Source organism: Aquibacillus halophilus, from assembly GCF_009649745.1.
GTDB lineage: Bacteria > Bacillota > Bacilli > Bacillales > Amphibacillaceae > Aquibacillus > Aquibacillus halophilus.
The window spans coordinates 77,115-89,319 of record NZ_WJNG01000001.1; the positions used below are offsets into that span (position 1 = coordinate 77,115).

The following is a 12,205-nucleotide window of genomic DNA, read 5'->3' on the forward strand; positions in this document are numbered from 1 at the left end:
ATGGGGACGGTTCGGGAACAGTGAAAAAGTCCCTTAAAATTTACGATTTTTAGAAAGCTCTTTTCTCCATAAAAAAACTCCCTAAATGGTATAATTAGTACGTCGAAATACCAAACCATTAGGGGGTTTTTTTATGCTTCAAAATACCAAAGCAATTTAGCTTTCACTCTGTATTCATATACTTAAAATCAATTTCCAAAGCCGTAGATTTTGGTTTTATTAATATATTATTAGAAGATACATACTGTAAAGAGTTTGGACGCCCTGAAAAGAACCGAAATGATAATTTGGCCTGTGAAGATTAGTTTGTTCCATAATTCAAAGGATATGTGACATCAAGGGACGGTTTTTCTGCTTCACGCAATAAAATTTTTAGTTCTTCGGTATATTGCAGCTTTTGTTGTGGTGTCCATGTTAATTCATTTGACATGTAATTGATAATGTTTACTTTGTTTAAGTTTACCCAGTTGATATCAAAGAAAAGGGCGCCTGTACGCCTTACGAAGAAGTCCGCCGGTTTATACGCTAATTCGTATTCAATTGAATATTTAACCATAGCACATATCACTAAGTCCTTATCCTGACTGTTATCAATTTCCTTAACTGTTTTATATATGTCCAATAATTTAGTTATATTCGATCCATACCTAGATACAAGCTTGACAGCTTCCTCTTCTTCGATACCTAAACGGATAGCATTTTTGATATTTTTTGTTTTGAATGATTCAAAACCAACTGATCCGCCTACATCACCACCAGAAAGTAGCAGGTCCTTAGTGCTTAATTTGGTAAAAATGTTCCCACCGTCCTCTTTTAGCTTTTTAGCAACCAAATCAACAACGTCTTCGGCCATTTTTCTATATCCTGTTAGTTTACCACCGGCGATAGAAATAAGTTTTGATTGAGAAATGAAAATCTCATCTTTGCGAGAAATTTCAGAGGGATCCTTACCTTCTTCATATATTAGTGGCCTTAATCCTGCCCAACTTGATTCTACATCTAAAGCGCTTATATTAATTACCGGAAACATATATTCAATCACCTTTAATAGATAATCACGATCCGAAATAGTCACTGTTGGGTGGGATATATCACCCTGATATACTGTATCCGTTGTCCCTACATATGTTTTCCCATCTCGCGGGATTGCAAAGATCATCCGTCCGTCAGGGGCGTCAAAATAGATTGCTTGTTTCAATGGGAATCTTTCACCATCAAAGACCAAGTGAACACCCTTGGTCAGCTTTAATGTTTTTAGTTGTTTGGAACCATCTTTTTCTCTAATTGTATCCACCCATGGTCCCGTTGCATTAACGATTTTTTTGGCGTACACCTTGTAGCAATTATTATCTATTTGATCTTCAACTTCAACTCCACTAATTTCCCCATCTTCATAAATTAGGTTAATCACCTTTGCGTAGTTTATAGCGATAGCGCCCTTTTCTACTGCCCTTTTTAGAGTCTCTAAAGTTAACCGGGCGTCATCCGTTTTATATTCGACATAATAACCGGCACCTTTTATCCCCTCACTTTTTAACAAGGGCTCACGCTTTAAGGTTTCCTTTGGCTTTAACATCTTTCTTCTTTCAGCCTTTCGGACACCTGCTAAAAAGTCGTATATCCTTAGTCCAATACTTGTCGTTAGCGGACCAAAATTACCACCCTTGTAAAAGGGTAGTAACATCCATTCGGGAGTTGTCACATGGGGGGCATTCTCAAAAACAATCGACCTTTCCTTACCAACTTCAGATACCACCCCAAATTGAAACTGCTTGAGATATCTAAGGCCACCGTGAACTAGCTTTGTTGATTTACTAGACGTTCCTGAAGCAAAATCATCCATATCGAGTAAAGCAATTTTCATTCCACGATTAGCCGAATCAAGCGCTATACCAGAGCCAGTAATACCACCACCTATAACTATCAAATCTAGTGTCGTATTTTTCATTTCTTTATACATGTTTTCTCTATTTAAACTGGAAAATGACATGTCAATTTCTCCTCAATATATCAACCTGTTTAGAAAAAAATAGGATTGGTTTCAAAATTAATTCATTATAAAGCTTTATAATAGTTTTCTAAAATACGCTTCATCTTTAGTGGATAGTTCGTAATAACTGCGTCTACATCCATTTCAAGCATTTCCATAAACTCAGTATCCGTGTTCACAGTCCATGGTCTTACACTCATACCCTCCTTGTGCATACGATCTACAATGCTTCGCGAACTATTATGGAAGTGAGGATGAATTGATTGTGCTCCAACCTTTTTAGCATATTCCCAGGGCTCAAATATTCCCATCTCATATAAAATAGCCTTTTCAATCTCGGGGCAAATTATTGAAAGCTTTGCAATACTATTATGATTAAAGCTAGAAATAACAGTTCGTTTTTCCATTCCATATTTACTTATCAAATTAATGAGTTTCTCTTCCAACCCCTCATATGGAATGAGGTTATTTTTTAATTCAATGTTCAACTCCATCTTTGTCGGTTGTAAAAGTTCAAGCACTTCAGAAAGAAGTGGAATTTTTTCTCTTTTATAAATTTTAGACCTGTGGCCTGCTCTGACGCTTCGTAATTGTTCAAGGGATAGTTCACAAACCCAGCCAGTACCATCGGTTGTTCTATCAATTGTCTCGTCGTGAATCACCACAAGATGTCCATCATTACTCATTTGAACATCCAGCTCTATCCCATCGGCACCATGATCAACAGCGAGTTTAAACGCAGCCATCGTATTTTCCGGTGCTTTACCGGAAGCGCCTCGGTGTGCAAAAATCAATGTTTGCATGAATCTCTCCTCACTTCTTCTTCTTAAATATTTAGTTTAACTCCGCTTGTTTTTTGTTCTAACATTTTTTTTAATATCGTACCGATATGAGCTCCGGCTTCCAACGGAGAAGTTCCGACCTTATGAATGTTTGAGATAACAGTTCGATTAGATTCGACAATTCCTTTTCTTGGTCGATAACACATATAAGCACTCATTGATTCGGAAGTGAGTAACCCGGGTCTTTCTCCAATTAAAATAACAAGTACTTCTGGTTGAAGGATTTCACCAATATGGTCCATGCACGCAACTCTACCGCCCTTTACGAATAGGGGTGTACCCGTCTTCAATTGATTAATTTCTAACGAGTCAAGCAGGGATGGATAAACATCTCTTAAATTTGCATTAACAGCATTCGCACTTAATCCATCTGATACCACAATCTGTACTTGTGCCTTAGCGATACATTCTTCCTTTAATACTGCAATACCATCCTCAGTAATAATCCTGCCTTTGTCAGGTCTTTTTAAATACTCTTCATTATTTTCATACATCGTTTCAATCCTTATAAACGAGAATTCATCGAGCAATTTATCATCGACTTCACCGTACACAGAATCGACTGCGGCAGCATGATCAATCCTTAATTTCAACATGGTCTTTGTTAAAGGCCTAGTCCCTGCTCTCCATACAGCAATTCTAGCTGGAGTGCTTTCGATAATCTCGGTTACCCCGTCCTCCCATTTCGGGTTTGGTATATTGGAGGTCCGAATAGCTATCTCTTCTTGCATCTCTTCCGATGATTCTTCTGAAACGAAATGGTCGTTATCCTCCTTAGGGGCTGAATCATTCATTTCCTCAGCTATACGCTCCATTACTTTATCGACCAATGCGTTGATATCCAGGTTCTTTTCCATAAGCTCCCCCTCTTTTTTTACGATTACATAAACATCGTGGGATCTCCTGCAGCCTTCGTTAATCTTCCATGTTCCATGATTCCCATTTTTTCTAACCATTGTTCAAAGGCAGGAGCTGGTCTTAACTTAAGAACCTCTCTTAATGTAGCAATATCATGATAGCTTGTGGACTGATAATTCAACATACAGTCATCTGCCATTGGAACACCGATGATGAAGTTAACACCTGCCGCTCCCAGTAAGAGTGACAGATTATCCATATCATTCTGGTCCGCTTTTATGTGATTTGTGTAACAGACATCCACACCCATCGGGAGTAAGTGCATTTTTCCCATAAAGTGATCTTCTAGTCCGGCCCGGGTTACCTGCTTCGTATCATATAAATACTCAGGACCGATAAAACCAACAACTGTGTTAACAATGAAGGGGTTGTATTTTCTCGCTAGACCATAACATCTAGACTCTAAAGTCACCTGATCAATTCCATGATGTGCTTCCCCAGAAAGTTCGGAACCCTGACCTGTTTCGAAGTACCAGAGATTTGGACCTGGTGCCGTCCCTTCCTTACGAATTAACTCATCTGCTTCATTTAATAGATCTTCATCTATGCCAAAAGCTTTATTTCCTAGCTCTGTTCCAGCAATACTTTGGAAAATCATATCGGCAGGAGCTCCATTTCGTATTGCCTTCATTTGTGTTGTAACATGAGCAAGCACGCAGTTTTGGGTAGGTATATCCCATTTAGTCATAACCTCTTTGGTTAAACTCAGGATATCCTTTACACTGTCGACCATATCAATAACAGGATTAATGCCAATAACTGCGTCGCCAATACCGTAGGACAATGCTTCATATAAGGAAGCTTTAATACCTGTTAGGTTATCTCTTGGGTGGTTAGGCTGAGCTCTTCCTGACAAGATTCCCTTCTGACCAATAGTAGCATTGCAATGTGTTGTTACTTCTATTTTCGCAGCAGCTTGAATCAGATCCAAGTTAGTCATTATTTTTGTTACAGCTGCTATCATTTCACTGGTTAGTCCACGGCTGATTCTCTTAATCTCGGAATCACCAATGATGCTACTAAGTAGATACTCTCTCAATTCAGCAATAGTCCAATTTTTAATTTCACTATATATTCTCTCGTTGATACCTTCATCAATAACACGTGAGACCTCATCTTGTTCAGGTGAAAGAAGTGGGTTACTACGTATATCAGAAAGAGTTAAATCCGCGAGAATATATTTTGCCGCAATTCTTTCTTTGGCATCCTGTGCTGAAATTCCTGCCAACTGGTCCCCTGACTTTTCCTCATTCGCCTTAGCCATAATTTCCTTCAAGTCTTGAAACTGATAGGTCTTTCCTAATAATACAGTTTTGGTATTCATGATTATGTCACCTCCATTATCCCTTAGAAAAAGCTAGTGTTTTTATAACGACAGGAACCATTGCTCCTGATAGAACTTCGCCAATGTCGATAAAGTCACCAAAATCAATAGAAATCTGATCAATACATAGAATACTTGGTTTCCCTTTACAGACCATGTAAAGCGTTTGTCCAAGAGCTTTAGCCATATCATCTTCACAAATTACTACTAACGCTTCACTTTCAGGGAGGGTTGTTTTATATTCCTGTGATAGTATTTCAGCCAAGTTTCTCATAGAGGTGTACGAACATGTTCCAAGACCCTTAATTGCGATTGCGAAGGGAGGCGATGTTGAGTCCCCGAAGAGCTCGATGCCTTGATGTAACAATTTCACTATTGTTAACTTAAGTATTTTAGGATGTGAAACCTGATATGTATCCAAATCTAGCCTAAGAACTGGAAGATTTCTTAAAGGTAGCAATCCAGGTTCTATAAAAACAGTCGAACCGCTAATTTCCGTACTTTGCATGCCTGCACCGATCACGGTAGCTCTATTGGTTTGCTGAGGCTTGATCACACGAATAGATGGATAGTTGTTCAAAACAAGCTGTAACGATGATGCAAGCATAGGCCCGACGTCGCCGTATCTCGCCATCTCCTCCAAACTCTCAGGAGCCGGTTGGTTCATCAGTTTTCCGATGCCACCTGAAATCATGACCTCTTCTATTACTGGTAAATCATCAATCGGCTGCTCCATCACCAGTTCTTTTGCCGAAGTATCCAAAACATCTCCAGTTAAGTAGCTTAGAAAACTTTCGCTCCATCGTTGCATCAACTCCCTTAAAAAAGAAAAACTTACCGTCTGCCCAAGCTTCAATTCATAGCTATTCTGACCTAGCCAGGTTTGAATCGAGTCAGAAATATAGTTAAGCGTTCCATCCTTCTTTAAGCAAATTAACCTACCACCAACATGAAAGGTGATAGAGCCCAAATACTTTCCTCTATGGAAAAAAGAAACATTTGAGGTTCCCCCACCAATATCCAAATTTGCTACTACCCCATGTATGTGATTAGACCGTTCCTGTGCACCTGCACCCTTGCCAGCAAGTAACGACTCTAAATCAGCCCCAGCAGATGCTACAACAAAGTCTCCAGATTTTTCGGCTAGAGCATGCGTAATATTTTCTGCATTACGTTTGTTCGCTGTTTCACCAGTTATGATTACAGCTCCAGTTTTTATATCACTTTGATTTATGCCCGATTTCTTGTATTCCTTGTTCAACCATAATGTGATTTTTTCCATATCAATTTCATCGGTTCCTGGTCGTATCGGCGTGTTCATGATCTCGCTTTTGTAGAGAAGCTTCCTGTCACTAATAGCATAACGAGGAAGGGCTACCAAGCTAGATTGACGGGATAACTTAAGTGAACTGAAAATCAGTTTAGTGGTGCTAGTACCTAAATCTATTCCCGCGCTCATAATCCACATATCTTCATTATTTATCATTTCGCCATCTCCATAATCGTTCACGAAGTTCATTGATCCCCTGATTAGTAACACATGAGGTAAACCATAGTTCCCCCTGTATAAGTGATTGTTGAAGAATTTGTTGTGCAGTTACGACTTTGGCATCTGGGTGGTCAATCTTGGTAATAACCCCTATACACGGAACAGGAAATCCGCTTGAAAAACCTGGTGGAAATATATTTCGATCGTTGGTAGAATCTTGAACCATTATGACTAAGGCTGTCTCAAATGAGGTAGCCATAAGGGATCGATAAAACATAGGATTTTCCGCGTACTCTCCTGGTGTGTCAATAAGCCAATCGTTATAGTCCAAACTTTGTGTTTTGGACGCGGGTGTCTTGTCGTTTAGTAGGTGTTTCACTAGCGTTGACTTGCCGGCACCAATACTTCCAATCAACATAACTTTTCGTTCCATCAGGACCTAGTCAATACTGCCGGTGTATATTTTAATTTTTCGGTTATAAATATGTTAACTGCATCTAGTGCCATTTCAACTGCAGAAACTTCCCCAGTTATCACTAGTGATCCTGTGAATCTATCAAGATAGCCTATCGAAATATCCGCGGATTTGGTAGCAATATCGGCTGCAATGATTGCCGTTTCCGTTGGAGTCAAGGTCATAATTCCTATCGCTCCTGCTTCTTTGATTCCAAGCCTTGTGTATAGCTGTTGATCGGGGTTAGCTATAACATGTGCAAGTGTCATCTGTTTACCAGGTACATACTCTTGTATTACTCTTTGCTTTTCAATATCCATCTTTGTCCTCCTATCGACCAAGAGTTCAATAGTTTAAAGTTACTTGCTTACGTCGTGTACCTCAAAAGAATCAACTATACCGACAATGACAGCATCTACCGGTATCTGTTTATTTAGAAATAAGTTGCGTGCAGGATTACCTCTAGAAACAATCACCTTTTCGCCTATTCCTGCACCTATTCGGTCGGCTGCAACAACTGTCTGGCCGCTTTCATTTTCTTTCCAGTCGATGGGTTGAATAATCATTAGCTTTAAATTTTCCATTCCCACTTCCTTTTGCGTCGCCCAAACACTCCCTATCACTGTTCCTACAAACATTAGGCCTCACCTTCATTTCCATAATGAAGTTCAATCCCTTTCTCACGAAACAAATCCTTAGCTAAAGGAGATACCTTGGTACGTTTACTTAGGTGCAAGCTACTACCCTTCTTGTGACCTGAATCTAATATTGAAGGTACATCATTTGCAGTAATTAATGTTCCATAATCCGGCACCTGTACAGAGGGGTTACTAGATGTTGTGCTTTCAAGCTGTGCAAGTCCTTTCACCTTGGTAACAACTGTATTAGTCAAATCAGTAATCCTGCAAAATTCAATTCCTAGTTCGCTCATTTCCTCTTTTAAACTTAAAAACAACTTCTTGTATCCACTAGGTAAGGTCAGAGTCTTTAGACCAAGACGATCCGAACGCTTAATACCTGAACCATCATCGCCAACAATGACAAATTTATTAAGTAACATAGCGAAAAAAACTATTTCGGATTTGACACTCCCTTTTAGACCCTTTGCAATACGAGCGGCATTATCTACATCTATTTCCGGTATGATAACCCCGTCATACTCCCTAGGAAGTTCAATTGGAGCAGGTGCATATTCATCGGCTGCAATCACTCTATTTGAACCAGTGCTTTCTACTTTGTGTAAGCCAAGCCAAGAGGATGTATCACCATCAAGGAAAAGCATGTCATAGCTAATACCTTCATTTTGAAGCTCAATAAAATGATCAAGGAAGGACTCATGTGCCGTGCTATCGCAAAAAATATAAAGTAATTTAGCTTTCCTTACTTGGTCCTCGGATTTGATAAGTTCTTTTACTATTGTTTCAACCATAAGTTTGATATCCAAAACATCACCTTCCTTAGGTGCCTGAGAACAGATTGTTGTCTTTTGAAACCATCGTTACATAATCACCAGTAGTTATAAATCCAGCATTTGCTTCATCCATATCAATATGAAAATCAAGCGAAAAATTCGAGTTAACACGAATAATTACTTCATTAAAAGTAACCGAACGATCTTGGGAAGATTTTAATGAAATCCTGTCACCATCTGTTACTTGATATATTTTCGCATCGTCGAAAGACATATGGACATGACATTTTGCGATAATAACACCTTGAGTTAACGTAATTGTTCCTTTAGGACCTTCAATAACAATCCCAGGTGTATCGTTTAAATCTCCTGAAAGCTTAACCATAGGTCTTAACCCTAGATGAAAGGAGTCAGTTTTAGAAACCTCTACTTGCGTTACATCTCGAGAAGGGCCAAGAATTCGAACCCTCTTTATCGTGCCTTTACTTCCAATAAGATTCACTTGCTCAACGGCTGCGAACTGTCCTTTTTGAGATAGTTCTTTCATTGACGTTAGCACATACCCTTTACCAAATAGTATATTTATATCTTCTTGAGATAGATGTACATGTCGGTTGGAGACTCCCACTGGAATGGGAGGATAACCTCCTTGTCTGATCTGTTCTTCCTCTTTCTTCACATCCGCGACAACCTCATATGAGATACCCCTATCCTTTAGGAAGTCTTTTGCAGCAGGTGTTAGAATTGTGTTTTTGGCGATTGAATAAGGATTTGGGATGCCTTTAGCAAGCATCACTCTTAACTTTGATTCGGTAACAATCCCCATAGTCTCTCTTTGCTTATCCTTCAAGCTTAGGTAGGATAGATTCAATATCAGAATGCGGACGAGCAATAACATGAACGGAAATAAGCTCCCCTACTTTTTCTGCAGCTGCAGCACCGGCATCTGTTGCTGCTTTAACTGCTCCTACATCACCTCGAACCATAACAGTAACAAGACCGCCTCCGACGTGGACTTTGCCGACTAAACGAACGTTAGCAGCTTTCACCATTGCATCCGCAGCTTCAATTGATCCGACCAAACCTTTCGTTTCTAACATTCCTAATGCTGATAATTCTGCCATTTTCTTTTCCTCCTTAGAGTTCTAATTGACTATTGTTTTAGCTCTGACAATATACTTTTAACTATATTAAATACTTCATCACGATTAACCTGGGTTTGTACTTGTAAAAGATCTTCTTGCTTTTTCTGTGCCGTTTTTACTGGTGCTTCCATTTCTCGAACCCCAAAAGCAACTCTCTTAATATTTAACAGATGCATCGGACCAATATTATCCGTGGTAATGTTATTGCCAAATGTTCCGCAACCCAGTGTTAACGAGGGTTGAATACCTGTTGTTGCACCAATACCGCCAAAGGTTGTGCCAGAGTTGATAATGATTCTGGAAGCTGGCATTTCAAGGCCGAAAGCTTCAATAACCGATTCTTCCAAACAATGTATTCCGAGGGTGTGGCCTAAACCTCCCAGTTCTAGTAGTTTCCCACATAACTCACGTCCCTCAATCCAGTCAGTTGCAGTATAGAGAGCAAGAATCGGACAAAGCTTCTCAACAGAAAATGGATGATTTATCCCTATCTCCTGTTCTTCAGCAATTAGCAAGTCACAATCTATAGGAATAGTTATTCCCGCAATTTCTGCTATCACTTGTGGGGATTTTCCAACAATACCAGGATTCATTCCTGAACCCGCCATAATTATTGCAGCAACCTTAGTCTTTTCATCGTCATTCAAAAAGTAAGCCCCTTGCCGTTCTAATTCTTGTTTCAATGCTTTTTTAATTTGGAGATCGACGACAATTGCTTGTTCAGAGGCACATATGGTTCCATAATCAAAGGTTTTACTTTGAATTATTTGCTTTACTGATTGACCAAGATCTGCACTAGTGTGGAAATAAACTGGAACATTTCCTGGACCAACGCCATATGCAGGTTTACCAGAGCTGTACGCTGACTTAACCATTGCGGTTCCGCCAGTTGCTAGAATCAGATCAGTATCTGTATGAGCCATCAACTCCTTAGTGGCTGACATCGAAAGCTTTGTTAAACATTGGATAACATCCTCAGGAGCCCCCATCTTTTTCACCGCTGCTCTAAGAATAGTGACTGCCTCCAATGTACACTTTTGGGCAGATGGATGCGGACTGAAAACAATAGCATTGCGTGACTTCAAAGCTATTAACGATTTGAAGATAACTGTTGAAGTGGGATTCGTCGATGGTACAATACCAGCAATCACACCAACCGGTTGAGCTACTTCCCATACCTTTTTCACTTCATCTTTATTGATAATCCCTACTGTTTTGAGATTTTTTATTCCTTCATACACCTGAACGCTCGCAAATAAGTTCTTCGCTGTTTTATCAACGACATTCCCAAATCCAGTTTCCTTGACTGCGATAGTCGCTAGGGTTTCAGAATGTTCTGTAGCAGCTTCGGATAACCCCAGGACTATTTCATCAATTTGAATTTGGGACATTTTTCCCAAAAAGGCTTGAGCTTCTTTAGCCTGCTGGAGTGCATTACGAACTTCTTGAATAGCTTGGAGATCGTCATCAAGCTTCACATGCTTCAACTCCTTTTTACGTTTGTTTCATCGAGCATTCTTAATAATGTCGCTTTTTTCGCCTTATTGATTTCGCTTGATGAAAGCGGGAACCCAGTTAACCCTTTAACATAACTACGCAGCTCGGAAACTAACATACTAGCAGGCTCTTTCTGATTGTCTACAAGCTTGTCAGATTTGTTAGAAGTGCGTTCTAATTTGTTAATCAGTTTTGCTACATCCTGCTGAGGTCTTGGGATAACATGAGAAGATAGTAATTGTCCCATTGTTCTTGCTTGCTCGGCTCCTGCATCTACTGCGGCTTTGACCGATGCTACATCACCTGTTAAGTAGACAGTGACGATACCAGCATCTGCTTTTTGATAATTAATAATCTTAACATTTGCGGCTTTTGTGGCTGCATCGGCGGCAGCAATTAAAGCAGGGAACCCCAATGTTTCAATCATTCCAAGCGCTTCTTTTGACATAATTCATCCACCCTTTACTAATAGGTTTGAGGTTGGACGGAAACAGCACGAACTGTTTCCGCAAATGCTTCTGCAGCTGCCATACATGCTGATTGCGATCCCGTCAGTAATCCTCCAGCAAAATTAGTTTCTGTCGGCGGTCCATAAAAAAGCTTTAACGACACATCCGCCGCTTTTAATGCAGCATCCAAACCACACAATGCCTCGATTGGAGGGGCTATTAAATAAGCAAGTGGATCTCCTTCTCGAATAGAAGCCATTTGTGATAGATAAGTTCCTGTTCTTGAAATAACGTGTGCATAATATGTATGGCTTCCTTCCTCATCTAAAGCGTAAAAGCACGCCCCTTCTTTCATGACAGATAGCGCAGCGTCAAGACCACTCCTAACTTCCTCAGGAGACTCGCCTCCAAGAATACCGATAAATTCCCCAGATAATGGTCCTGAAGCGTGAGATGACCCGGCATAAAAGGATTTTGCATACACTACTTCAACCGCAGCTCTCTTCGTTGCTTCATCGACTGCCGTATAACCAACATCGTCAATTGTTGAAGTAATTAAGCCTAAACTTCTTATGTGGGGGGATAAATTTAGATGGGAAACAAGTCCTTGATCGACCATTGGAATAATACGGATAGATAACGGAACAGCCCTAATCGGTGTTTCTCTCACAACTTGTTCCTCCATT

Annotated in this window: 14 protein-coding genes; all 14 read right to left on the reverse strand. The window is 39.9% G+C overall.

Going from position 1 to position 12,205, the window contains the following annotated elements; translation table 11 throughout:
• Positions 1-301: 301 nt before the first annotated feature.
• Positions 302-1,990 carry a glycerol-3-phosphate dehydrogenase/oxidase gene (locus GH741_RS00335; protein WP_153734790.1) on the reverse strand — a complete coding sequence of 563 codons (1,689 nt, stop codon included), beginning with the start codon at positions 1,988-1,990 and terminating at the stop codon, positions 302-304.
• Positions 1,991-2,055: 65 nt separating this feature from the next.
• Complete coding sequence (locus GH741_RS00340; protein WP_153734791.1) at positions 2,056-2,793, reverse strand: glycerophosphodiester phosphodiesterase; 738 nt, start codon at positions 2,791-2,793, stop codon at positions 2,056-2,058.
• A 23-nt stretch (positions 2,794-2,816) separates the two neighbouring features.
• Positions 2,817-3,689: an ethanolamine ammonia-lyase subunit EutC gene (gene eutC / locus GH741_RS00345; RefSeq protein WP_153734792.1), complete on the reverse strand. Its 873-nt coding sequence runs from the start codon at positions 3,687-3,689 to the stop codon at positions 2,817-2,819.
• Positions 3,690-3,712: 23 nt separating this feature from the next.
• Positions 3,713-5,074, reverse strand: a complete 1,362-nt coding sequence (locus tag GH741_RS00350) for an ethanolamine ammonia-lyase subunit EutB (RefSeq protein WP_153734793.1) — start codon at positions 5,072-5,074, stop codon at positions 3,713-3,715.
• A gap of 16 nt (positions 5,075-5,090) precedes the next feature.
• Entirely contained in the window at positions 5,091-6,560 is a 1,470-nt protein-coding gene (locus tag GH741_RS00355) for an ethanolamine ammonia-lyase reactivating factor EutA (RefSeq protein WP_153734794.1), read from the reverse strand.
• Positions 6,550-6,996: a EutP/PduV family microcompartment system protein gene (locus tag GH741_RS00360; RefSeq protein ID WP_153734795.1), complete on the reverse strand. Its 447-nt coding sequence runs from the start codon at positions 6,994-6,996 to the stop codon at positions 6,550-6,552. Before GH741_RS00360 ends, GH741_RS00355 begins: the two co-directional genes overlap by 11 nt.
• A complete protein-coding gene (gene eutS / locus GH741_RS00365; RefSeq protein ID WP_153734796.1) occupies positions 6,996-7,337 on the reverse strand; it encodes an ethanolamine utilization microcompartment protein EutS in 342 nt (113 codons plus the stop codon). Before eutS ends, GH741_RS00360 begins: the two co-directional genes overlap by 1 nt.
• A 39-nt stretch (positions 7,338-7,376) precedes the next feature.
• Entirely contained in the window at positions 7,377-7,655 is a 279-nt protein-coding gene (locus GH741_RS00370; protein WP_153734797.1) for a EutN/CcmL family microcompartment protein, read from the reverse strand.
• On the reverse strand, positions 7,655-8,446 hold the full coding sequence (locus tag GH741_RS00375; protein ID WP_240795355.1) for a hypothetical protein: 792 nt from the start codon (positions 8,444-8,446) through the stop codon (positions 7,655-7,657). The genes GH741_RS00370 and GH741_RS00375 overlap by 1 nt, the downstream gene beginning before the upstream one ends.
• A 28-nt stretch (positions 8,447-8,474) precedes the next feature.
• Positions 8,475-9,278 carry a phosphate propanoyltransferase gene (gene pduL / locus GH741_RS00380; protein ID WP_338079179.1) on the reverse strand — a complete coding sequence of 268 codons (804 nt, stop codon included), beginning with the start codon at positions 9,276-9,278 and terminating at the stop codon, positions 8,475-8,477.
• Complete coding sequence (locus GH741_RS00385; RefSeq protein ID WP_153734799.1) at positions 9,268-9,552, reverse strand: BMC domain-containing protein; 285 nt, start codon at positions 9,550-9,552, stop codon at positions 9,268-9,270. The genes pduL and GH741_RS00385 overlap by 11 nt, the downstream gene beginning before the upstream one ends.
• Before the next feature lie 29 nt (positions 9,553-9,581).
• Complete coding sequence (locus GH741_RS00390) at positions 9,582-11,051, reverse strand: acetaldehyde dehydrogenase (acetylating) (protein WP_338079180.1); 1,470 nt, start codon at positions 11,049-11,051, stop codon at positions 9,582-9,584.
• Between the two features lie 5 nt (positions 11,052-11,056).
• Positions 11,057-11,518, reverse strand: coding sequence for a BMC domain-containing protein (locus GH741_RS22050; protein ID WP_153734801.1), 462 nt, complete (start codon positions 11,516-11,518; stop codon positions 11,057-11,059).
• Positions 11,519-11,535: 17 nt separating this feature from the next.
• Positions 11,536-12,204 carry an ethanolamine utilization microcompartment protein EutL gene (gene eutL / locus GH741_RS00400; protein ID WP_153734802.1) on the reverse strand — a complete coding sequence of 223 codons (669 nt, stop codon included), beginning with the start codon at positions 12,202-12,204 and terminating at the stop codon, positions 11,536-11,538.
• Between the last annotated feature and the right edge of the window lies 1 nt (position 12,205).